Here is a 22707-nt window from a genome sequence, read left to right as displayed (position 1 = left end):
CGCATCCCCGCAGGTCAGGCCGCGTGTCGCGCCGTGATCGTCCCGTTATGTCCGTAATGACCGGTTGAACCAGGTTTCTGGGTCCTGCACGGTAGAGGCTTCGTGTTCCTGACCCCCGGAGGAGCCTGAGTGACCCCCGAACGGCCCACGCCGTCGCGCCCCGGCGCACGGCGCGCGACCCGTGCTGACCGGCGCGCGATCCGCGGCGACCAGCGCGCCACCCGAGTCGACCGTCTCGCCGACGGCGAGCACGGAGACCCTCGAACCCCTCTCCTCGGGCGGCTCAAGTCCGGCCTCGGGACCCGACGCGGCCGCGCCGTCGCCGTCGTCGGCGGCCTCGCGATCGCCGCCGTCACCAGCGGGGCTGCGAGTGGCGCCGTCCAGCAGGCCCCGGAGACCAGCGTCGCGTCGATCACCGGACTGCACCGGCTCGCGCACGTGACGCCCTCCGCTGCGGCCGCCGACGCGTCGGGTGCGGTCGGCGACGCCATCGCGGACCGGGACGACGCTGCGCAGACCTCACGCTCCGCCGGGCGGAGCGCGCTGGAGTCGACCGGCGGGACCGATGCGACCGCCCCGAGCGCCGTGGGCGCCGCGAAGGCGAAGGCCGCCCGCAAGGCCGCCGACATCGCCGGCGTGCAGACCGACACCGCGAGCATGCAGGACCTCGACCCTCGGGAGATCGCCCGCTCGATGATGGGTGACTTCGGGTTCAGCTCCAGCCAGTTCGGCTGCCTCGACAGCCTCTGGGTCAGCGAGAGCAACTGGCGCTGGAACGCCGACAACCCGACCTCCAGCGCGTACGGCATCCCGCAGGCGCTGCCCGGCGAGAAGATGGCCTCGGCCGGTTCGGACTGGGCGACCAACCCCGCGACGCAGATCAAGTGGGGCCTCGGCTACATCCAGTCGGTCTACGGCGACCCGTGCTCGGCATGGTCCTTCAAGCAGGGCAACAACTGGTACTGAGCCGCCGGAACGGGCGACCCTCTACGGTGGTCCCGTGACGAGCACGAACTCGATCGACGAGACCCTCGGTGCGCGACGACGCGTCGGGGGTCTCGGCGCGCTCGGGCCGCTCCTGCTGGCCGTGCTCTGCGGCACCGCCTACGCGACCCTGTCGCTCCTGCGCTTCCGCCGCTTCGAGACGCCGTCGTGGGACAACGCGATCTTCGAGCAGGCGATCGCCGGATACGCCCGGCTGAGCGCGCCGATCGTCGACATCAAGGGCCCCGGCTACAACATCCTCGGCGACCACTTCTCGCCGATCACGGCCCTCGTCGCGCCGTTCTACCGGGCCTTCCCCGACGGCCGCACCCTCCTGGTCGCGCAGGCCGTGCTGGTCGCGCTGTCGGTGTGGGTGATCGCCCGGGCCGCTGTGCGCCTGCTCGGGCTCGGCGGCGGGATGGCAGTCGGGATCGCGTACGGCCTGTCGTTCGGGATCGCCTCGGCGGTCTGGGTCGACTTCCACGAGGTCGCCTTCGGCGCGTTGTTCCTCGCGCTCGCCGGCGTCGCGTACGTCGAGCGTCGCTGGGTGGCCGTGATGGCGTGGTCGCTCCCGCTGGTGCTCGTCAAGGAGGACCTCGGCCTCACCGTCTTCGTGATCGGCTGCGTGCTCGCGGTCTCCGGAGCCCGTCGTGTCGGGATCGCGACGGCGCTCTTCGGCCTCGGCGGCTTCCTCCTCACGCTGTACGTGCTGATCCCCGCCTTCAACCCCGGCGGAGGGTACGACTACGTCGGGGTGATCGGCGCCGACGGCGCGGGTGGTCCGGGTCCGTGGACGACGTTCTGGACCGGCTGGGACGACAAGCTCCCGACGCTGCTGCTGACCTTCGGGATCACCGGGTTCCTGGCGCTGCGTTCGCCGTGGGTGCTCGTCGCGGGTCCGACGCTGGTGTGGCGGTTCGTCGGGGACAACCCGTACTACTGGGGGACCGACTGGCACTACGCCCTCGTCCTGATGCCGGTCGTGTTCGCCGCGATGCTGGACGCGATCGTCCGGCTGCGTGGTGACGGCGTCTCCGGGCCGGAGGACGACGAGGAGCGTGCGAGCGTCGCCGCCGACCAGGCTCGTACGGGCGTCGCCGCGGACGTGGACGCGCAACCGGAGCCCATCTGGTCGCGCTGGAGCCCGGCGTGGCTGCGGCGCTACGCGACGCACGTCCCGACCCTGGCTGCCGGCATCGCGCTCGTCCTGGTCGCGCAGTACCCGCTCGCGCGGCTGGTCGAGCCCGAGACCTGGGAGGCGAGCCCGCGCGCCGCTGCGGCCGAGGAGGTGCTGGCGACCGTCCCCGAGGGGGCCAGCGTCGAGACCGACATCGGGCTGATCACCCACCTCGTCACCGACCGGACCACGTACTGGACCGGCACGGTCGGCGACGCGGTCCCCGACTGGGTCGTGATCGACGCCCAGACGGGGTGGGGCGGCCAGGCCCCGGACGCGGTCGCGTACGCCGGGCAGAAGCACCCCGGCACGACCTGGGAGCTCGTCCTCGAGCGCGACGGCTACCAGGTCGCCCGGCGCACCTCCTGACCCGCGAGACGCATGTGGTGCCCCGCCGCGGGCGACTCGCGGCCCCGCCATGGGCGACTCGTGGCCCCGCCACGGGCGACTCGTCAGGGGTGGGTCATCGAGAGCAGGTCGAGCGCATCGTCGAGCTGTGCCTCGGTGAGCGTGCCGTCGGAGACGAACCCCATGTCGATCACGGTCTGCCGGATCGTCTTCTTGTCCTTCAGCGCGGTCTTCGCGACCTTGGCGGCGTTCTCGTAGCCGATGTAGCGGTTCAGCGGCGTCACGATCGACGGCGAGGACGCGGCGAGCTCGGCGCAGCGGTCGGCGTTCGCGGTCGTGCCGGCGACGCACTTGTCGGCGAGCACGGTCGACGCGTTGCCGAGGAGGCGGATCGACTCGAGCAGGCAGCGCGCCATCACCGGCATCTGCACGTTCAGCTCGAAGCTGCCCGACAGGCCGGCGGCGGTGATCGCGGCGTCGTTGCCGATCACCTGCGAGCAGACCATCAGCACCGCCTCCGGGATGACCGGATTGACCTTGCCCGGCATGATGCTCGAGCCCGGCTGCAGGTCCGGCAGCGCGAGCTCGCCGAGGCCGGTACGCGGGCCGGAGCCCATCCAGCGCAGGTCGTTGTTGATCTTGATCAGTGACACGGCGACGGTCTTGAGCTGGCCGGACAGCTCGACCAGCCCGTCACGCGCGCCCTGGGCCTCGAAGTGGTCGCGGGCTTCCGTCACCGGGACGCCGGTCTCCTCGGCGAGGATCGCGATCACGCGCTGCGGGAAGCCGGCCGGGGTGTTGATGCCGGTGCCGACGGCCGTCCCGCCGAGCGGGACCTCCGCGACGCGCGGCAGCACCGCCTGGAGCCGCTCGACGCCCGTGCGGATCTGCGCGGCGTACCCGCCGAACTCCTGCCCGAGCGTGACCGGGGTCGCGTCCATCAGGTGGGTGCGCCCCGACTTCACGATGTCGGCCCACTCGGTCGCCTTCGCCTCGAACGCGGTCGCGAGGTGCTCCAGCGCCGGGATCAGGTCGGTGATCGTCGCCTCGGTCGCGGCGACGTGGATCGAGGTCGGGAAGGTGTCGTTCGACGACTGCGACGCGTTCACGTGGTCGTTCGGGTGGACGTCCGTGCCGAGGCGGTCCGACGCGAGGGTCGAGAGGACCTCGTTCATGTTCATGTTGCTCGACGTGCCCGACCCGGTCTGGAACACGTCGATCGGGAACTGGTGGTCGTGCGAGCCCGCGGCGACCTCGCGCGCCGAGGACACGATGGCCTCGGCGACGTCGGCGTCGAGCACACCGAGCTCGGCGTTGGCCTTCGCGCAGGCGAGCTTGATCAGCGCGATCGCACGGATGTGACGCGGCTCCAGGGTCGTGCCGGAGATGGGGAAGTTCTCGACGGCGCGCTGCGTCTGGGCCTTGTAGAGAGCTGATGCGGGGACCCGCACCTCGCCCATGGTGTCGTGCTCGATGCGGTACTCGGTCTCAGCGCTCATACGGCCGAGATTAGCGTCCGCCGAGGCGGGCCCGGTCACCGCCGTCGTCTGGCGGGACAGACCGCCGGACGGTCGTACGGGTGGTTCAGGTGGTGCCCGGCCGACGGCCCTTCAGCAGCCAGTACGCCTCGTCGCGCCCCTGGAGGACCACCGGCACCCGTACGGCCGTGACGTCGTCGAGGACCGTCGCGAGCCGGTCGCGCAGATCGGGGGAGTCCGCCTGGGACCACACGCACAGCTCGCCGCGTGCGCGCAGCCGCTCGGCGCACGTCCGCAGGAACGCCGCGACGTACACCGCCGCGTTGTCGTCGTCGACCAGGAAGTCGGGGCCGTTGTCGACGTCGAGCAGGATCAGGTCGACCGACCGTACGGCCTGCTCCGCGACGACGGCGCGGACGTCGCCGACCCGGACCTCGACCCGCTCGTCGCCCAGCAGGTCCGCGCCCGGCACGGTCCCGTCGCGCATCCACGCGACCACCGCCGGCTCGATCTCCGCGACGGTGACGTGGGCGACCCGCGGGTCCGCGAGCAGGGCCCGCAGCGTGAACCCGAGTCCGAGCCCGCCGACCACGACGCGCAGGTCGGCACCCTCGGCGCCGGCCAGCGCCGACTCGGCCAGCAGCTGCTCGGAGCCGGTCTCGTGGTCGTCCATCACGAACACGCCGTTGACCCGCAGCTCCGTCGCGCCGTCGTCGCGACGACGCAGCACGGCCCGCCCGTGCTCGTGGCGGCTCTCGCCCATCAGCCGCGCGTCGGTGCCGCACCGGCCGGGTGACGGCCGGTGTCGTGGTCTCCGGCACGCCGGACCGTCCGGGTGACCGCACTCACGACCAGCGGATCGAGCGTCGGCGGCAGGTCATGACCGAGGTCCGGGACCAGGACGAGCTCCGCGCCGTCGACCGCGGCCGCGGTGGCGCGGCCGCCGGACGGGTGCACCATCGGGTCGGCCAGCCCGTGGACGACGCAGGTGGGCACCCGTACGCTCCCGAGCGCACGGGTGCGGTCCGGCTGGGTCAGCACCGCGAGCATCTGACGCTTGACGGCCTCCGCCTCCCACCCGCGGTCGTGCGTCGCGCCGGCGCGCGCGACGACCGCGTCGACGGGCTCCCGATAGCGCTCGGTGGTGATGGCGCGGTTCGTGCGGACCGCCTGGGCGACGTACGCGGCACGGCCGGCCGCGGCGCGGCTGAGCAGGATCGGGAACAGGCGCGGGTGCTGCCACCCGACGCGTCGCCGGCCGGTGGTGGACATGATGGACGTCAGGGAAGCGACCCGGTCGGGGTGCTCGATCGCCATCGTCTGGGCGACCATGCCGCCCATCGAGCAGCCGACGACGTGGGCGCGCCCGACGTCGAGGGCGTCGAGCAGGCCGACGGCGTCGTCGGCGAGGTCGGAGATGCCGTACGGCGCGTGCCGGCGCGACCCGAGGAAGGTCGCGACGACCTGGCGCCGGGTGACCGGGTGCTCGCTCAGGTGCGTCGACCGTCCGGCGTCACGGTGGTCGTAGCGCACGACGTGGAGCCCCGAGTCCGCGAGCGTCTCGCAGAAGTCGGTCCGCCACCACGTCCCGGGTGCTCCCAGGCCCATCAGGAGCAGCACCGCCGGGTCGGACGGCGTCCCGAACGTCTCGTACGCGAGCGTGATCCCGGACGCCAGCGTCGTGGTCCGTTCGGTCACGGTCGGCTCCTCCTTCCAGCGCGGTGGCCTTCCAGCGTACGCCGCCGGCGGCCGGCGCCCGGTCGGCCCGGGCCCGGCCTCAGCGGAGCAGCCCGGCGAGGTCGCGTGCGGTCGGCGGGTCTGCACCGGGGCGTGAGCACGTGCTCGCCGATGCCGTGACCGCGACCCGCAGGAGCCGCTCGAGATCAGCGACGTCGAGGTCGTCACGGCCGAGCCAGCCCCACCGGACGAGGCCGGCGAGCATCGCGGACTGGAAGGAGTCCCCGGCGCCGATCGTGTCCACCACCGCGATGCTCGGCGGCCGTTCGGACGTGGTCGCGGTCGTCGTCGACATGATGGCCCCCTGGTCGCCGCGGGTCAGGGCGACGAGCCGCGGGCCGTGATCGAGCAGCACGTGCGCGATCTCGGCCAGGTCGACCTCGGGCCACAGGACGCGGGCGTCGTCGTCGCTGAGCTTGACGTACGTGGCGTGGCGGATCAGGGCCTCGATCCGGTCGCGGACCGCGTCGAGGTCCGGTGTGATGTCGAGTCGGACGTTCGGGTCGATCGACACGGGGATCCCAGCGTCGATCGCCGCGCGGACGAGGGTCTCCACGCGGTCGGCGCCGGGTTCGAGAGCGGCCGCGATCGAGCCGACGTGGACCAGCCCGAACGCGTCGACGGCGGGCATCTCGTCGGGGTCCCAGACCAGGTCGAAGCTGTACGTCGCGACTCCGTCGCCGTCGAGCGTCGCCAGGGCGGTCGAGGTGTCGGGGTGGTGCGGTGGGAGCGAGCGCAGATCGACGTCGGACGCGTCCACGTGGTCGCGGATCAGGTCACCGTGCTCGTCGTCGCCGACCTGGGCGGCCAGGGTGGTCGCCACGTCGAGGCGGGCGAGGCCGACCGCCACGTTCATCGGCGATCCGCCCGGGTGGGCCGCCGTGGTGCCGTCAGGCGTCCGTGTGAGGTCGACGAGTGCTTCGCCGACGACGAGGACGGACGCGGACCCGGCGGACACCCTCAGCCCTCGTAGTCGATCGTGGCGTACGCCTGGAGCTTCTCGATCCGGTGCTCGGAGATGATCTTGCGGTACGTGCCGGAGCGGGACCGCATCACGAGCGACTCGGTGGTCGCGCTGCCGGAGCCGTACCGCACGCCGCGCATCAGCTCGCCGTCGGTGATGCCGGTGGCGACGAAGAAGCAGTCGTCACCCTTGACCAGCGTGTCGGTGGTGAGGATCTCGTCGACGTCGAGTCCCGCGTCGGAGGCCTTCTGCCGCTCGGCGTCGTCGGTCGGCCACAGCCGACCCTGGATCGCACCGCCGAGGGCCTTCATCGCGCAGGCGCTGATGATGCCCTCCGGCGTGCCGCCGATCCCCACGAGCATGTCGACGCCGGTGCCGGGACGCGCCGCCGTGATCGACCCGGCGACGTCGCCGTCGGTGATGAACTTGATCCGGGCGCCGGTGCTGCGGATCTCGTCGACCAGGTCGGCGTGGCGCGGGCGGTCGAGCACGCAGACCGTGACCGAGGAGACCGACAGGCTCTTGGCCTTCGCGACCCGGTGGATGTTCTCCGAGATCGGGAGGCGGATGTCGACGACGTCGGCGGCCTCGGGCCCCACGGCGAGCTTCTCCATGTAGAAGACCGCGGACGGGTCGTACATCGCCCCGCGTGGGGCGACGGCGAGGACGGAGACGGCGTTCGGCATGCCCTTCGCGGCGAGCGTGGTGCCGTCGATCGGGTCCACGGCGACGTCGGCGGACGGGCCCGTGCCGTCGCCGACCTCCTCGCCGTTGAACAGCATCGGCGCGTTGTCCTTCTCGCCCTCGCCGATCACGACCACGCCGCTCATCCCGACGGTGTTGATCAGGGACCGCATCGCGTTGACGGCGACGCCGTCCGCGCCGTTCTTGTCGCCGCGTCCGACCCAGCGCCCGGCCGCCATCGCGGCGGCCTCGGTGACGCGGACCAGGTCGAGGGCGAGGTTGCGATCGGGGGCCTGGGCGGCCGGTGTGAGCGGGCCGGGGATCCGGGACGTGGAGGCGTCGGTCATGGCCGCATCCTACGGGCGGCCGTCGCTGCCGGCTCCGGCACCGATTTGGCGTCCCGCACGACAATTGCAGGTCCCAGCCGTACGGCGGGCGACGTCGCACGGCGCTACGATCGGGCCGACACCAGCACTCCGGGGGTCGGTCGCCATGACGGACGAGGTCAGGCCCCGCGCGCGGCACCGCGACGGAGGCCCGAGGCTCGAGGCCGACCGCCTGCGCGCGCTCATCCGCGCGAACGCCGCCGTCGTCGAGCACCTCGATCTCCGCTCGCTCCTGCACGGGATCATCGAGTCCGCGGTCACCCTGGTCCGTGCCCGCTACGGCGCGATCGGCGTGATCGGGGAGGACGGCGGGATCGAGCAGTTCCTGCACGTCGGCATGCCACCCGAGGACGTCGAGCGGATCGGGCACCTCCCCGAAGGGCGGGGTCTGCTCGGCGCCCTGATCGACGACCCACGACCGATCCGGCTGACCCACATCACCGACGACGAGCGGTCGGCGGGGTTCCCGGCCGGGCATCCGCCGATGGACAGCTTCCTCGGCGTGCCGATCCGGGTGCGCGACGACGTGTTCGGCAACCTCTACCTGACCGACCACCTCGACGGTGCGTTCGCCCCGGAGGACGAGGAGCTCGCCGCGTCGCTCGCCGCGACCGCGGGGATCGCGATCGCGAACGCGCGGCTGTACGAGGAGTCCCGCTACCGCGAGCTCTGGTCGGCCGCGACCGCGCGGACGACCCACGAGCTGCTGAGCCGCTCCGGGGACGAGTCCCTCGAGCTGATCGCCGACCGCGTGCGCGGCCTCGCTGACGCAAGCCTGGTCGCGGTGCTCCTCCCGACCCCGGACGACCCGACGACGCTGACGGTGCGGCACGCCTGCGGCGACGCGACCTCGGGGGTCGTCGGGCTCACGGTCGTGGTCGAGGGCTCGCTCGCAGGGACGGCGTTCCGTACGGCGGCCCCGAGCCTGACCACGGCGATCGACGAGAGCGGGTACGACACGCTGCTGCCCGCGGGCGAGTTCGGTCCCGCGATGGCACTGCCGTTGCGCGGCCGCGACGGCGTGCGAGGCGCGATCGTCGTGGTCCGGACGGCCGGCGCCCGTCGGTTCACCGAGTTCGACCTCGACGTCGCGGCGTCGTTCGCCGGTCAGGCAGCGTTGGCGCTGGAGCGCGCGGACGCTGCCGCCGACCGGGCCCGGGTGGAGCTGCTCGAGGACCGCGACCGGATCGCGCGGGACCTGCACGACCACGTGATCCAGCAGCTCTTCGCCTCCGGGCTGAGCCTGCAGAGCATCCGGTCCACCCTCGGACCCGGCCCGAGCGCCGACCGGGTCGAGGAGCAGATCCACGCGCTCGACGCCACGATCCGCCAGATCCGGACGACGATCTTCGAGCTGCGTCAGGATCCGTCCGCAGGCGGAGGGCTGCGGGCACAGATCATGCGGGTCGCCCGCGAGCAGGGGTCGGTCCTCGGGCTGGAGCCGGTCGTCACGTTCCGCGGTCCGGTCGAGACGATGGTCGGACCCGACCTGGCCGGGGACGTGCTCGCCGTGGTGCGGGAGGGTCTCGCGAACGTCGGCCGGCACACGCGCTCGCGTCAGGCTCGGCTCGAGGTCATGGCGGACGGCGCCTGGGTGACGGTCCGGGTCGACGACGACGGCGTCACGGAGGACGCGACGACGGGCGCTGTCCCTGAGCCCGTGCCCGGCCACGGCCACGGTCTGCGCAACCTGCGGCACCGCGCCCAGGCGTACGGCGGCGGCTGCGAGCTCCAGCCGCTCGCCCCCCACGGCACGCGGCTCGAGTGGCGAGCCCGGACGACCAAGGAGGCCCCGTGACCCGAGACGACGCCCCGACGCCGGCTGCTCCGGTGATCCGCGTGTTCCTCACCGACGACCACGAGATCGTCCGGCGGGGCCTGATCGATCTGCTCAGCTCCGAGCCCGACCTCGAGGTCGTCGGCGAGGCAGCGACGGCGCACGACGCGCTCGCGCGGATCCCGGCGGCGTCGCCGGACGTGGTGCTGCTCGACGCACGGCTCCCGGACGGGAGCGGGATCGACGTCTGCCGGGATCTCCACGAGTCGGCGCCGGACGTACGCAGCATCGTGCTGACGTCGTACGACGACGACGAGGCGGTGTACGCGGCGGTGCTCGCGGGTGCGGCCGGCTACCTCCTCAAGGAGGTCGTGGGCGCACGGCTGGTCGAGTCCATCCGCCTGGTCGCGGCCGGTCGCTCGCTGCTCGATCCGGCGGTCACCGAGCGGGTGCTCGCACGGCTGCGGACCAGCCACGAGACCGACCCGCGGATCGCTCGACTCAGCGAGCGGGAGCGCCAGGTCCTGCTGCTGCTCGCCGACGGGTACACGAACCGGCAGATCGGCGAGCACCTCTTCGTGGCCGAGAAGACCGTGAAGAACTACGTCTCCGGGCTGCTCGCGAAGCTGGAGATGGAACGACGTACGCAGGCCGCCGTGTTCGGCGAGCAGAAGCGGGCCGAGCTCGAGGAGGCGCTCGGCGACGCGGGAGCCGGCGGGGGCCGCTGACCACGCGACGTGTCCCCGGACCCTGGGTGGACCTCGGTCCCGGGCGGTCGGGCCCTTCGCCCCTGACGAGGACGGTTCCTCCGGGTCGACGCTGGGAGGACGACCGAAGCCAGGAGGCGCCATGTTCTCGACCTCGCCGGGGTCCGACCGTCCAGCCCCGGGGAACGCAGCCCACGTCCTCGGCGCGGAGGAGTGCCGCGAGCTGCTCACCACCACCACGGTGGGGAGGGTCGCGTTCTGCCGGGACGGGACCCCCGTGCTGCTGCCGGTCAACTTCCGGGTCGTCGACGACGTGATCGCGTTCCGGACGTCGCCGACCTCGCCGCTGGCCGTGCTCGCCGAGCACGACGGGGAGGTCGTGTTCGAGGTCGACCACCACGACGACGTGTTCCGGCACGGCTGGAGCGTGATCGTGAGCGGCCGCAGCGCGGCGGCCTCGCCGGCCGCGCTGGCGACGGCCGACCTGCGTTCCTGGCAGCACGGGACCGATCTCGCGATCGCGATCGTCCCCGAGCGCATCACCGGCCGCAGGGTCGCGGCGCGCTGAGTCCAGGGACCTCCGGTACCTCAGGTCGGGCCGAACGGCTCTGTCCGTGGCGACCGCCGCGGACGAGGGTGGGAGAAAGCCCAGGAGAGAGGAGCCTACGATGAGCACCACGACTTCGACCCCGGTGGTCGTCGGGATCGCCGGCGCCGGAACGGAACGGGCCGCGCTGCGGTACGCGGTCGACGAGGCCGAGCGCCACGGCCGCGACCTGCTGGTCCTGCACGCGTTCCACGACCTGCCGACGGGACTGCCGGTCAATCCGCTGCTGACCGTCGGTGAGCAGCGCGAGGCCGGACGTACGGTCCTGGACGCCGCGGCGCGAGACGCCGCCGAGCTGTCCCACGGCGACCTGACGGTCGAGACCGCCCTCAGGGAAGGGTCGACCGTCCACCAGCTGCTCGACGCTTCACGGCAGGCGGCGACCGTCGTGCTGGAACGTCGGGAGCACTCGCTGGTGGAGCGGGTCTTCGCCGGATCGGTGCTGAACGGCGTCGCGGCGCGTGCCCGCTGCCCGGTGGTGGTCGTGGGCGCGGGGTGGGATCCGGACTCGGTCCAGCACCGCGTCCTGGTCGGGATCGAGGACACCGCGGTCACCACCGAGGCGCTCGACCTCGCCTTCGAGGAGGCCGACCAGCGCAAGGCGTCGCTGACGGTGCTGCACGCCTGGGCGGCGCCGACGGTCTACGGCGACATGGTCTTCGCGCGCACGTCGCAGGCCACGTGGCAGCGTGAGACCGCCCAGCAGCTGACGGAGCGGCTGGAGCCGTGGACAGGCCGGTACCCGGAGGTCCCGCTGGACGTGCGCGTGGCCTACGACTGGCCGGCCGACGCCCTCGTGCGGATGTCGGCGGAGGCGGACTTCCTGGTCGTGGGCCGGCGGAACCGGCCGCTGCCCGGAGGGCTGTCCCTCGGCTCGGTGACCCGTGCGGTCCTTCGGGAGGCTCGGTGCCCCGTCGCCGTGGCGCCGGTGCTCGACGACGAGTGATCGCCTGTGCGGTCCCGACGGGCTCGACCGACGACATCGCCGGCCGAGCCCGTCGACGCCCTCGCCGGTGGAGCCTGTCGAGCTCAGTCCGTGAAGGTCGTCACCTCGGTCTCCTTCACGCTGGCCCAGACCTCGAGACCGTCGTGCAGCTCGAGGTCGGCGACCGCGGCGCGGGTGACGTCGGCGACCAGGCTCTGCTCGCCGCGGAGCTGGACGCGGACGGCGTCTCCGTGCGGGACCAGCCCGGTCACCCGGACCTGCCACACGTTGCGGGCCGACGTCACCGGGCGTTGGCGGTACAGCGTCACCGCCCGCGGACTGAAGGTGCGGTACGTGTGGTCCTGGCGGTGCAGGTTCATCCCCATCAGGTCGGCGACGTACGGGGTGCGGGGCCGGCGGGCGATCTCGTCCGGCGTGCCGGTCTGGGTGACCCGGCCGTCCTCGAGCACGGCGACGCGGTCGGCGAGCACGAACGCGTCGAGCGGGTCGTGCGAGACCAGGAGAACGGCGCCGCCGAACGTCCGGACGTGGCGCCGCAGGAACGTCCGGACCTCGGTCGTGACGCCGACGTCGAGCGCGGAGGTGGGCTCGTCGAGGAGGAGCACGGCGGGATCCGTGGCGAGTGCGCGCAGGAGCGCGACCCGTTGGCGCTGTCCGCCCGACAGGCGCGCCGCCGGAGTCGACGCGAGGTCGGCGAGCCCGGCGCTCTCCAGCGACGCCCGGGCCCTCCGTCGTGCCTCGCGGCCACCGGTGCGCCGGGTGCGCACGCTCGTCCGTGGGCGGTCGGCGCGGTGCCGGATCCCGAAGGTGACGTTCGCGAGGACGCTCTGGTGCGGGAACAGGAGCGGATCCTGGAACACCATCGCCAGATCACGCTGCGGCGTGGGCAGGCGGGTGCCGTCGACCGTGGACTCCCACACCACGTCGCCGACCCTGACCTCGCCGTCAGCGATCGGCTCGAGCCCGGCGACCGCCCGCAGCGCGGTGGACTTGCCGGCGCCGTTCGGGCCGACGACGGCGAGCACCTCGCCCGGCCGTACGTGCAGGTCGACGCCGACCTGCACGGCTCCCCGACGCAGGTGGATCCGGGCGTGCAGCGCACTCATCCGCGCCCCGCCCAACGGCCGCGCAGCACCACGAGGACGGCGACGCTGAAGGCGAGCAGGACCACGCTCAGCATGATCGCCGTGTCGGGATCGGACTGCATCGCGGTGTAGATCTCGAGCGGCATCGTCCTCGTGACGCCCGGGACGTTCCCGGCGAAGGTGATCGTCGCTCCGAACTCGCCGAGCGCCCGCGCCCATGCGAGCGCCGCACCCGCCGCGATCCCCGGTCCCGCCAGCGGCGCGGTGATCCGCAGGAACGTCGTGAGGCGTCCGGCGCCGAGCGTCGCCGCGACCTCGTCGAAGCGCGGGTCGGCGGTGCGCAGCGCACCCTCGACGCTCATCACCAGGAAGGGCAGCGCGACGAAGGTCTGGGCCAGCACGACCGCGAACGTCGTGAAGGGGATCGTCACGCCGAACGCCGAGTCGAGCCAACCGCCGATCAGCCCGCGGCGCCCGAACGCCATCAGGAGGGCGACGCCGCCGACCACCGGTGGCAGCACCAGGGGCACGGTGACCAGGGCGCGCACGACGGACCGGCCGGGGAACGTCGCGCGTGCCAGGACCCAGGCGAGCGGAACGCCCAGGAGCACGCACACGACGGTCGACACCGTGGCCGTCACGAGGCTGAGGCGCAGGGCGTCGAGCACCTCGGGACTGCGGACCCGCTCGGCGAACGTCCCCCAGGGGGCGCGGGCCAGCAGGCCGACGAGCGGCAGGACGAGGAGTGCCACGGCCAGCGCGGACGGGACGACGAGCGCGGCCGGTGCCCGCCCGAGCGCTGCGCCGCTCGTCCGGGCGCTCACGACGCGGGCCCGAACCCGTGGCGAGCCAGGACGGCCTGCCCCTCGCCGGACAGCACCAGGTCGACGAACTCCTGCGCGAGCCCCGTCTGATCGCCTGCGGCGAGGACGGCGATCGGGTCGACGTTCACGATCTCGCCGGCGCGCTGCGGAACGACGACGTGGACGGCGTCGCCTGCCGCGACGGCATCGGAGGCGTAGACGAGGCCGGCGTCGACCTCGCCCAGCGTGACCTTCGTGAGCACGCCCTTCACGTTCTGCTCCTCCGTCGCCGGCGCGGCCGTGATCCTGTCGAGCTCGAGCAACCGTGCGGCGGCGTCGCCGCAGGGAGCATCGGGGACGCACACGGCGAACGTCGCCCCCGCGAGGTCGTCGACGTCGGCGATCCCGGCCGGGTTGTCCGGCGGCGTGGCGATCACGAGCGTGTTGCTGGCGAACGGCAGCGGGTCCGACGCGGTCTCGCCGGCGTCGACCACCGACTGCATCGTGGTCTCGTCGGCGGTGGCGAGCACGTCGGCGGTGTTGCCCTGCACGACCTGCTCGGCCAGCACCGCTGACGAGTCGTACGAGACCTGCACGTCGACGTTCGGGTGGGCGGCCTCGAAGTCGCCGGCGAGCTCGTCGAACGACTCCGTCAGGGACGCCGCCGCGAGGACGCGCAGGGTCGTGTCGGAGTCCGCGTCGGCGTCCGGCCCGCAGGCGGCCGTTGCGGCGAGGAGCAGGACGGCCGCACCGGCACCGAGGAGACGACGGGATGCCGAGGTCGATCCCTCGGCCGCCCGCCGGGTCACGGGGCGACCTCCACGGTCACGTTCGTCGCCTTGACGCCGGCGACCGCGACGACCCCGACCTCGAGACCGAGATCGCGGACGGCCTCGGCGCTGATCAGGGAGACGATGCGGTACGGGCCGCAGCACATCTCCACCTGTGCCATCACCGTGTCGGCGACGACGCGGGTGACGATGCCGCGCATCTGGTTGCGGGCGCTGGCGCGTCGACCGACCTGCCCGTCCGGGCGCGGTCCGCCGGGCGGCAGGTCGGCGAGCTCGACAGCGAGGGCGGCGAGCGCGCGGCCGTCGATCGCGGCAGCGCCGGACGATCCCGTCGTCGGTCGGAAGCGGCCCTGGTCCGCCCAGCGGCGGACGGTGTCGTCGGAGACGCCGAGGAGCTCGGCAGCCTCGGAATAGCGATACGCAGGCACGGTCACGACCATACGATATCGACCGCATCTGCGGAGCCTGAGCAGCGCATTCTCCGAATCCACGGACAGTCACTCATGCGGCGCTTCGGGCGAGCGTCTCGATCGGGGTCGCCGTCGGCGGGCTCGTTGGGCGGCTTGCGACAATGGAAGGGTGAGCGCACCCGACCCGACCGGAACCGACCAGCCTGCGGACCCGGCCGCCGAGCCCGAGCATCCGTCCGCGCGCTCCCGACCCGGCAACCCCGCGTTCGGCGACATCGTCCGGTCGATGCTGGTGATGGGTGTGATCCTCGTGGCGCTGTTCGGGATCGGGCGGCTCTTCTGGGGGAACGACGCGCCGGACCGTCCGCCGGTCGACTACGCCACGACGGTCACGCAGGTCCGTGACGCCGCACCGTACGACGTCTACGCGCCGACGTCGCTGCCCGACGGGTGGCGCTCCAACGGCGTCACCTTCGAACCGGGGACGCAAGGGCGGTGGCACCTCGGGGTGCTCACGGAGAACGACGAGTACATCGGCCTGGAGGAGCAGAACGAGTCGCCCCGGGTGATGGTGGAGACGTACGCTCCCGACACCGAGGTCGTCGACGAGGTCGAGGTGGGCGGCGAGACCTGGCAGCTGCGCAGCGGCGGTGGCGAGACGACCTTCGTCCGGACCGACGGCGACCTCACCGTCCTGGTCACCGGCTCGGCACCCCGTGAGGACGTCGAGGCGTTCATCGACCTGCTGTCGGCCACCGAGGATCCCGAGCCGGTCACGCCCGACTGATCGAGTCCGCGGTCGGCCCTGCGCGGATCGGCCCTGCGCGGGTCGGCCCTGCGCGGATCGGCCCTGCGCGGGTCGGCCCGGGGGTCGAGGCGGAGCGGAGCGACGATCGAGACCCGGACCTACGTCTCGTCGTCCGCGCCGTCGTCACCGGACGCCGCACGCTGGAGCCTCGCCCGTGCGCCGTCCAACCACTGCTGGCAGATCGCCGCCAGCTCCTCGCCGCGCTCCCACAGCGCGAGCGACTCCTCCAGCGTCGTCCCGCCGGCCTCGAGCTTGCCGACGACCGCGACCAGCTCCTCGCGGGCCTGCTCGTAGGGGATCGACGGGGCCTCGGGTTGCTCGGACATCAGGACTCCTGCGACTCGTCGGGGGTGGGGTCTCGATCACTCGCTCCGCTCGCGCCTCGACCATCGGTGGGATCACTCGCTCCGCTCGCGCCTCGACCATCGGTGGGATCACTCGCTCCGCTCGCGCCTCGACCATCGGTGGGGTCACTCGCTCCGCTCGCGCCTCGACCATCGGTGGGGTCACTCGCTCCGCTCGAGACCCGACCCACGGTGGTGGTGGCGCGATCGGTCGACGTCACGGTGGCGCGGACGTGCCCGTCGACGACCCGTAGATCGATCCGGTCGTCGGCACCCACCTGGTCGACGGAGGTCAGGACGTGGCCGTCCGGCCCGACCGCCACGGCGTACCCGCGCGCGAGCGTGGACAGGGGCGAGAGCGCACGGACACGGGCGAGCTGGCCCTCGATCTGGTGCCGCGCCACGTCGAGCCGATGACCCACGGACCGGTGGGAGCGTGCGCGCAGCTGGTCGATCGCGGCGAGGTGCTCGTCGATCATCGAGGTCGGCCGTGCGAGCACGGGCCTGCTCCGCATCGCGTCCAGCGCCCGCTGGTCGTTGCGCAGCCGCAGGTCGATCGACTGCCACGCCCGGCGGCGCAGCTCGTGCAGCAGCGCGACCTCCTCCGCCACGGCGGGGACCACCCGCTTCGCCGCATCCGTCGGGGTGGAGGCGCGCAGGTCGGCAACGTGGTCGAGCAGCGGCACGTCGGGCTCGTGGCCGATCGCGCTGACCACCGGCGTACGGGCTGCTGCGACCGCACGGACGAGGGCCTCGTCGGAGAACGGCAGGAGGTCCTCGAACGACCCGCCTCCGCGGGCGATCACGATCACGTCGACGGCGTCGTCGGCGTCGAGCCGGCGCAGCGCGTCGATCACCTGCTTCGCACTGGACGCGCCCTGCATCAGGGCGTACTCCACGCGCACCTCGACACCGGGCCAGCGGTTGCGGGCGTTCTCCAGGACGTCGTGCTCGGCAGCGGAGCCGCGGCCGGTGACCAGACCGACGGAGTGCGGGAGGAAGGGGAGCGGCTTCTTCAGCGCCCGGTCGAACAAGCCCTCGGCCGCGAGCAGCTGGCGGCGCTGCTCGATCCGGGCGAGCAGCTCGCCCAGGCCGACCGGGCGGACGTCGCGGGCGTTCAACGAGAGGGAGCCGTTGGCCATGTAGAAGTCGGGCTTCGCGTGGAGCACCACCCGGGCGCCCTCCGTGACCGGCGTCGAGACCCGGTCGAGCACGGAGCGGTGACACGTGACCTGCATCGAGACCCGGGCATCGAGGTCGCGCAGCGTGAGGAAGCACATGCCCGCCCGTCGGGTCAGCTGGGCGACCTCGCCCTCGACCCAGACCGCGCCCAGCCGCGCGACGTACGACTCCATCAGCTGCGAGATCTGGCGCAGCGGCGCCGGACTCTCGGGGCTGGTCTCCAGGGGCATGCGTTCACCCTAGGCGCTCGGGCCGACGGTCGTGGCCGACCGCTCGGGACCTGTGGGTGACTCCCCTACGATGGGCACATGGCTTCGGACACCGTGACGCTCGGCATGCCCTCCGTCGGCGACCGCGACCTGCTGCTCGCCGCCCCGCGCGGCTACTGCGCGGGCGTGGACCGGGCCGTGATCACGGTGGAGAAGGCCCTGGACCTCTACGGTGCGCCGGTCTACGTGCGCAAGCAGATCGTCCACAACAAGCACGTGGTGCAGACCCTGGAGGCGCGCGGTGCCGTCTTCGTGGAGGAGCTGGACGAGGTCCCGACCGGCCAGACGGTCGTGTTCTCCGCCCACGGGGTCTCGCCCGCGGTCCAGGCCGACGCCGCCGAGCGCGGCCTGAAGACGATCGACGCGACGTGCCCGCTGGTGACGAAGGTGCACCACGAGGCGAAGCGTTTCGCCCGCGAGGGCTACCACATCCTGCTGATCGGCCACGCCGGCCACGAGGAGGTGGAGGGCACCTCGGGCGAGGCTCCGGACAGCATCACGCTGGTGGAGACCGTCGACGACGTCGACGCGATCGAGTTCGGCCCGGACGCGCGGCTGTCCTGGCTCTCCCAGACCACGCTCAGCGTCGACGAGACACTGGCGATCGTCGACCGCCTTCGGGAGAAGTTCCCGCAGCTGGAGGACCCGCCGAGCGACGACATCTGCTACGCGACCCAGAACCGTCAGCTCGCGGTCAAGGAGATCGCAGCCGGTGCGGACCTGATGATCGTGGTCGGCTCGGCGAACTCGTCGAACTCCGTCCGCCTCGTCGAGGTCGCGCTCGAGGCCGGTGCCAAGGCCTCGTACCGCGTCGACGACGTGACCGAGATCCGCGAGGAGTGGCTCGAGGGCGTCGAGCGGGTCGGGGTGACCTCCGGCGCCTCGGTTCCCGAGGAGCTCGTCGAGGGCGTCACGTCCTTCCTGAACGAGCGGGGCTTCCCGGCTGCGCGCGCCGTCCACACGGCCGAGGAGTCGCTGATCTTCGCGCTCCCGCCGGAGCTGCGCCGCGACCTGCGCGCCGCCGGACAGCCCGCCTGACGAGACGCCGCCCGACCGTCTGACGAGACGCGGGGGACGTCGCCGCGGACAGCGCGAGCGCTGTCTACGATGGGGCGATCATGAGCACCGACCGCGAGATCGCCCGGGCGCTCGTACGCGCCGAGTCCGGCAAGTCCCTCGACCACGACGAGTGCGTCGCCCTGCTGTCCGCCCGCGGGGAGGCGTTGGAGCGGCTGAACGCCGTCGCGACCCGGGTCCGCGACGCCGCCATGGTCCAGGCGGGTCGGCCCGGTGTCGTCACGTACTCCCGCAAGGTGTTCATCCCGGTCACGCGACTGTGCCGCGACCGGTGCCACTACTGCACGTTCGCGACCACGCCCAACCGTGTCGAGCAGCCGTTCCTGTCCCCGGACCAGATCCTCGCGATCGCCGCCCAGGGTGCCGCGGCGGGCTGCAAGGAGGCGCTGTTCACCCTCGGTGACCGTCCGGAGGACCGCTGGCCGCAGGCCGAGCAGTGGCTGCACGAGCACGGCTACGACGACACCCTGTCCTACGTCCGGGCGATGGCGGTCCGGGTGCTGGAGGAGACCGGTCTGCTGCCGCACCTCAACCCGGGCGTGATGTCGTGGGCGGAGCTCCAGCGGCTCCGCCCGGTCGCGCCGTCGATGGGGATGATGCTCGAGACGACGTCGGAGCGGCTGTGGTCCGAGCCGGGCAACCCGCATTTCGCCTCGCCCGACAAGGAGCCCGCGGTGCGCCTGCGGGTCCTGGAGGACGCCGGCCGGATCGGCATCCCGTTCACGACCGGTGTGCTCGTCGGGATCGGCGAGACCGTGGCCGAGCGCGCCGACGCACTGCTCGCGCTGCGCCGGGTCGCTCGGACGTACGGGTCGGTGCAGGAGGTGATCGTCCAGAACTTCCGCGCCAAGGACGACACCGCGATGCGCAACGAGGCGGACCTCGGCGTCGAGGAGTACCTCGCGACGATCGCCACGGCCCGGGTCGTGCTCGGTCCCGGCGTCACGCTCCAGGCACCCCCGAACCTGTCCGACCCCGATTCGATCGGCCCGCTGCTGGCCGCGGGAGTCGACGACTGGGGCGGGGTCTCGCCGCTCACGCCGGACCACGTCAACCCCGAGCGTCCGTGGCCGCAGATCGACGACCTCGCCGCCTGGACCGCCGACGCCGGCCTGCGGCTCGCCGAGCGGCTGACGGCACACCCGCGGTTCGTACGGGAGACCCTGTCGGGTGAGCGGCCGTGGTTCGACTCGCGGCTGATCCCGCACGTCTCGGCACTCGCGTCCCCCGACGGCCTCGCGGACGCCGGCGCCGCGGTCGTCGGACGTCCCTGGCAGGATCCCGAGGACCCGCTGGAGGCCTCCGGTCGCACCGAGCTGCACGTCGAGGTCGACACGACGGGCCGTACGTCCGACCGGCGCAGCGACTACTCCGGCGTCTACGGCGACTGGGACGAGGTCCGTGAGCACGCGTCGCGGACCTCGGAGCCGCTCGGGCTCCCGACCGTGCCGTCGCGGATCGAGTCCGACGTCCGCACGGCGCTGGCGCACGCCGAGCGGGACCCGGCCGGCCTGTCCGACGACGAGTACCTCGCCCTGATGACCGCCGACGGCCCGGCGCTCGACGCGGTCTGCCGCCTGGCCGACGACCTGCGTCGCGAGACGGTCGGCGACGACGTGACGTACGTCGTGAACCGCAACATCAACTTCACCAACGTCTGCTACGTCGGCTGCCGGTTCTGCGCGTTCGCGCAGCGCAAGTCCGACGCCGACGCCTACACCCTCTCGCTCGACCAGATCGGCGACCGGGTCCGGGAGGCCGCGGCGCTCGGAGCGACCGAGGTGTGCCTGCAGGGCGGGATCTCACCCGACCTCGGCCCGTCCGCGTACGCCGACATCGTCCGTACGGTGAAGTCCGCGGTCCCGGAGATGCACGTGCACGCGTTCAGCCCGATGGAGATCGTGACGGCGTCGGCGAAGGCCGGCCGGTCCGTGCGCGACTGGCTGACCGAGCTCGGGGAGGCCGGCCTCGACACCATCCCGGGGACGGCCGCGGAGATCCTCGACGACGACGTCCGGTGGGTGCTGACGAAGGGGAAGCTGCCGGCCGCGCAGTGGATCGAGGTCGTCGAGACGGCGCACGCGCTCGGCATCCGCTCGTCGTCCACGATGATGTACGGTCACGTCGACAACCCGCGGCACTGGGTCGGTCATCTTCGTACGCTCGCGGGCGTGCAGGACCGTACGGGTGGGTTCACCGAGTTCGTCGCGCTCCCGTTCATCCACACGAACGCGCCGATCTACCTCGCCGGGGTCGCGCGGCCGGGACCGTCGATGCGCGACAACCGCGCGGTCCACGCGCTGGCCCGGATCATGCTGCACGGTCGCATCCACAACATCCAGACCTCGTGGGTCAAGCTCGGGGTCGAGGGGACCCGCTCGATGCTGACCGGTGGAGCGAACGATCTCGGCGGCACCCTGATGGAGGAGACGATCAGCCGGATGGCGGGGTCGCAGCACGGATCGGCGAAGACGGTCGAGGAGCTGCGCACGATCGCCGAGGGGATCGGGCGGCCGGTCCGGGAGCGCCGTACCGACTACGCGCCGGTCACCACCTTCGTGTGACTCGACACCCCGATCTGGGCACAAGCGGAGTCCGTGCAGACGGGAACCACTAGGCTGCTGCCTGCACGACTATCGGGCCGGTCATCTCCCGGATGGCCGCCATAACCCCTGCTCGAAAGGCACGTTCAATGGACGACTTCTGGGACTTCTTCTGGCTGATGATCTGGGCCTTCCTCTTCGTGGCCTACTTGATCGTCCTGTTCCAGATCATCACCGACCTCTTCCGCGACCACGAGCTCAGCGGCTGGTGGAAGGCCGTGTGGGTGTTCTTCTTGATCGTGGTCCCGTTCCTGACCGCACTGGTCTACCTGATCGCCCGCGGTCCGGGGATGGCGCGTCGGCAGATGGCCGCAGCGCAGCAGGCGAAGGACGCGACCGACTCCTACATCCAGCAGGTCGCCGGACAGAGTCCCGCCGACGAGATCGCCTCGGCGAAGGCGCTGCTCGACGCCGGCACGATCACCCAGGACGAGTTCGACCACCTCAAGGCGAAGGCGATGGGCCGCTGACCGGCTGAGGTCTTCGCAGTGGATCGCGCGCAGCGGGTCACGGGCCTTCGGGCCGGTGGCCCGCTGCGGCGTCTCGGGGGGCCGTGATGCTCCACCGCCTGGTCCCGACCTCCCAGCGCGTCAGTCTCGACGACCTCACCGACCGGCTCGACCTGACCGCCGGCGACGCGCGAGCGAAGCGTTCCGCGTTCTGGCTGATGCTCACGCTGTCGGGTGTGATCGCGATCGCCGGCGTGATCGGCGACTCGACGGCGACGGTGATCGGCGCGATGATCGTCGCCCCGCTCTCCACCCCAATCCTCGGCATCGGGCTCGGGGTCGTCACCGGCCAGGGCGGGCTGGCCTGGCGTTCGCTCGTCACCGTCGTGATCGGGGCGGCGGTGGTGATCGTGCTCGGCGTGGTGCTCTCCCTGATCGTGCTCGACCCCGCCTCCGTGCTGGGCAACTCGCAGGTCACCGGCCGCACCTCACCGCGCGTACCGGACCTGATCGCCGCCATCGCGACCGGGTTCGTCGGAGCCGTCGCGATCACGCGCAAGGATGTCGGTGACGTCCTCCCCGGGGTCGCGATCGCGATCTCGCTGGTGCCGCCGCTCGGCGTGGTCGGTGTCTGTCTCGGGACCGGGTCCCCAGCGCTCGCGCTCGGGGCGCTCGTGCTGTTCGTCTCGAACGTGACCGCCCTCGTGATCGCGGCGATGGTCGTCCTGACCGCCGCCGGGTTCGCTGAGGAGGCCGGGGGGACCCGCCGCGCACGTCTGCGCGTCTACGGGCTCCTGGCCGTGTGCGTGGCGCTCGTGGCGATCCCGATCACGGGCAACACCCTGACGAACCTGTGGGAGCGCCAGGTGCGTGAAGCGGCTGAGATCTGGCTCGCCGACACGCCCTCCGCGGAGATCGTCGACGTCGGCTGGCAGGCGCACCGGCCGATCATCGAGGTCCGCAGCCCGGACGAGCTTCCGCCTGTCGACGCGCTCCAGGCGGACGTGGACGAGCTGCTCGGCTGGAGTCCCGACGTGGTCGTCGTCCACGACGTCGGGAGCCGGGTGAACGGCTGAGCCGGATCCGTGCCC

Annotated in this window: 21 protein-coding genes and 1 pseudogene; 11 read left to right on the top strand and 11 right to left on the bottom strand. The window is 72.6% G+C overall.

Annotated elements, in window-relative coordinates; all coding sequences use genetic code 11:
- Nucleotides 1-129: 129 nt before the first annotated feature.
- Nucleotides 130-966 (top strand): aggregation-promoting factor C-terminal-like domain-containing protein, encoded by an 837-nt coding sequence (locus tag CLV56_RS20955; protein ID WP_211287981.1) that lies wholly within the window; start codon nucleotides 130-132, stop codon nucleotides 964-966.
- A 34-nt stretch (nucleotides 967-1000) separates the two neighbouring features.
- Nucleotides 1001-2530 (top strand): DUF2079 domain-containing protein, encoded by a 1530-nt coding sequence (locus tag CLV56_RS04985; RefSeq protein WP_100414483.1) that lies wholly within the window; start codon nucleotides 1001-1003, stop codon nucleotides 2528-2530.
- 83 nt (nucleotides 2531-2613) lie between these two features.
- Here CLV56_RS04985 and CLV56_RS04980 read toward each other — a convergent pair whose 3' ends face one another.
- The 5 genes from CLV56_RS04980 to glpX all read right to left on the bottom strand — a co-directional run bounded on the left by CLV56_RS04980 (nucleotide 2614) and on the right by glpX (nucleotide 7719).
- Nucleotides 2614-4008 carry a class II fumarate hydratase gene (locus tag CLV56_RS04980; RefSeq protein WP_039362865.1) on the bottom strand — a complete coding sequence of 465 codons (1395 nt, stop codon included), beginning with the start codon at nucleotides 4006-4008 and terminating at the stop codon, nucleotides 2614-2616.
- An 85-nt stretch (nucleotides 4009-4093) separates the two neighbouring features.
- Complete coding sequence (locus CLV56_RS04975) at nucleotides 4094-4750, bottom strand: spermidine synthase (protein WP_039362867.1); 657 nt, start codon at nucleotides 4748-4750, stop codon at nucleotides 4094-4096.
- Entirely contained in the window at nucleotides 4750-5685 is a 936-nt protein-coding gene (locus tag CLV56_RS04970; RefSeq protein WP_100414482.1) for an alpha/beta fold hydrolase, read from the bottom strand. The genes CLV56_RS04975 and CLV56_RS04970 overlap by 1 nt, the downstream gene beginning before the upstream one ends.
- A gap of 79 nt (nucleotides 5686-5764) precedes the next feature.
- Nucleotides 5765-6682: a carbohydrate kinase family protein gene (locus tag CLV56_RS04965; RefSeq protein ID WP_039362869.1), complete on the bottom strand. Its 918-nt coding sequence runs from the start codon at nucleotides 6680-6682 to the stop codon at nucleotides 5765-5767.
- A 2-nt stretch (nucleotides 6683-6684) separates the two neighbouring features.
- Nucleotides 6685-7719 carry a class II fructose-bisphosphatase gene (glpX, locus tag CLV56_RS04960; RefSeq protein ID WP_039362873.1) on the bottom strand — a complete coding sequence of 345 codons (1035 nt, stop codon included), beginning with the start codon at nucleotides 7717-7719 and terminating at the stop codon, nucleotides 6685-6687.
- A gap of 145 nt (nucleotides 7720-7864) precedes the next feature.
- On the opposite strand from glpX, the gene CLV56_RS04955 reads away from it, so the two are divergent.
- The 4 genes from CLV56_RS04955 (at nucleotide 7865) to CLV56_RS04940 (ending at nucleotide 11795) form a co-directional block, all read left to right on the top strand.
- On the top strand, nucleotides 7865-9556 hold the full coding sequence (locus CLV56_RS04955) for a sensor histidine kinase (protein ID WP_100414480.1): 1692 nt from the start codon (nucleotides 7865-7867) through the stop codon (nucleotides 9554-9556).
- On the top strand, nucleotides 9553-10263 hold the full coding sequence (locus tag CLV56_RS04950; RefSeq protein ID WP_342744995.1) for a response regulator: 711 nt from the start codon (nucleotides 9553-9555) through the stop codon (nucleotides 10261-10263). The genes CLV56_RS04955 and CLV56_RS04950 overlap by 4 nt, the downstream gene beginning before the upstream one ends.
- Nucleotides 10264-10384: 121 nt before the next feature.
- Nucleotides 10385-10810, top strand: a complete 426-nt coding sequence (locus CLV56_RS04945; RefSeq protein WP_100414479.1) for a pyridoxamine 5'-phosphate oxidase family protein — start codon at nucleotides 10385-10387, stop codon at nucleotides 10808-10810.
- Between the two features lie 100 nt (nucleotides 10811-10910).
- Complete coding sequence (locus tag CLV56_RS04940; protein ID WP_100414478.1) at nucleotides 10911-11795, top strand: universal stress protein; 885 nt, start codon at nucleotides 10911-10913, stop codon at nucleotides 11793-11795.
- An 83-nt stretch (nucleotides 11796-11878) separates the two neighbouring features.
- Here the strand turns inward: CLV56_RS04940 and CLV56_RS04935 are convergent, their stop codons facing one another.
- The 4 genes and pseudogenes from CLV56_RS04935 to CLV56_RS04920 all read right to left on the bottom strand — a co-directional run.
- The gene (locus CLV56_RS04935; protein WP_039363036.1) at nucleotides 11879-12901 is read right to left on the bottom strand and encodes an ABC transporter ATP-binding protein; all 1023 of its coding nucleotides are present in this window, start codon (nucleotides 12899-12901) and stop codon (nucleotides 11879-11881) included.
- Complete coding sequence (locus CLV56_RS04930; protein WP_039362876.1) at nucleotides 12898-13704, bottom strand: ABC transporter permease; 807 nt, start codon at nucleotides 13702-13704, stop codon at nucleotides 12898-12900. Before CLV56_RS04930 ends, CLV56_RS04935 begins: the two co-directional genes overlap by 4 nt.
- Nucleotides 13701-14492 carry a molybdate ABC transporter substrate-binding protein gene (modA, locus tag CLV56_RS04925; RefSeq protein ID WP_039362879.1) on the bottom strand — a complete coding sequence of 264 codons (792 nt, stop codon included), beginning with the start codon at nucleotides 14490-14492 and terminating at the stop codon, nucleotides 13701-13703. Before modA ends, CLV56_RS04930 begins: the two co-directional genes overlap by 4 nt.
- A pseudogene (locus CLV56_RS04920) lies at nucleotides 14484-14914 on the bottom strand (TOBE domain-containing protein); the annotation flags it as partial. The pseudogene CLV56_RS04920 and the gene modA, both read right to left, overlap by 9 nt.
- 139 nt (nucleotides 14915-15053) lie before the next feature.
- Between CLV56_RS04920 and CLV56_RS04915 the strand changes: the two are divergent.
- Nucleotides 15054-15671 carry a DUF4245 domain-containing protein gene (locus CLV56_RS04915; RefSeq protein WP_100414477.1) on the top strand — a complete coding sequence of 206 codons (618 nt, stop codon included), beginning with the start codon at nucleotides 15054-15056 and terminating at the stop codon, nucleotides 15669-15671.
- A 119-nt stretch (nucleotides 15672-15790) separates the two neighbouring features.
- Here CLV56_RS04915 and CLV56_RS04910 read toward each other — a convergent pair whose 3' ends face one another.
- Nucleotides 15791-16018, bottom strand: coding sequence for an exodeoxyribonuclease VII small subunit (locus CLV56_RS04910; RefSeq protein ID WP_039362883.1), 228 nt, complete (start codon nucleotides 16016-16018; stop codon nucleotides 15791-15793).
- A complete protein-coding gene (gene xseA, locus CLV56_RS04905) occupies nucleotides 16018-17448 on the bottom strand; it encodes an exodeoxyribonuclease VII large subunit (protein ID WP_100414476.1) in 1431 nt (476 codons plus the stop codon). The genes CLV56_RS04910 and xseA overlap by 1 nt, the downstream gene beginning before the upstream one ends.
- A 78-nt stretch (nucleotides 17449-17526) precedes the next feature.
- Between xseA and CLV56_RS04900 the strand changes: the two genes are divergently transcribed.
- The 4 genes from CLV56_RS04900 to CLV56_RS04885 all read left to right on the top strand — a co-directional run bounded on the left by CLV56_RS04900 (nucleotide 17527) and on the right by CLV56_RS04885 (nucleotide 22692).
- Nucleotides 17527-18525, top strand: coding sequence for a 4-hydroxy-3-methylbut-2-enyl diphosphate reductase (locus tag CLV56_RS04900; RefSeq protein WP_245857608.1), 999 nt, complete (start codon nucleotides 17527-17529; stop codon nucleotides 18523-18525).
- Between the two features lie 80 nt (nucleotides 18526-18605).
- Nucleotides 18606-21128 (top strand): bifunctional FO biosynthesis protein CofGH, encoded by a 2523-nt coding sequence (locus CLV56_RS04895; RefSeq protein WP_100414475.1) that lies wholly within the window; start codon nucleotides 18606-18608, stop codon nucleotides 21126-21128.
- A gap of 128 nt (nucleotides 21129-21256) precedes the next feature.
- Nucleotides 21257-21637 carry an SHOCT domain-containing protein gene (locus CLV56_RS04890; protein WP_100414474.1) on the top strand — a complete coding sequence of 127 codons (381 nt, stop codon included), beginning with the start codon at nucleotides 21257-21259 and terminating at the stop codon, nucleotides 21635-21637.
- A gap of 86 nt (nucleotides 21638-21723) precedes the next feature.
- Complete coding sequence (locus CLV56_RS04885) at nucleotides 21724-22692, top strand: TIGR00341 family protein (RefSeq protein ID WP_039362886.1); 969 nt, start codon at nucleotides 21724-21726, stop codon at nucleotides 22690-22692.
- Nucleotides 22693-22707: the final 15 nt, after the last annotated feature.

The organism is Mumia flava, assembly GCF_002797495.1.
Taxonomy (GTDB): domain Bacteria; phylum Actinomycetota; class Actinomycetes; order Propionibacteriales; family Nocardioidaceae; genus Mumia; species Mumia flava.
This window is presented reverse-complemented; position numbering and strand designations above follow the sequence as displayed.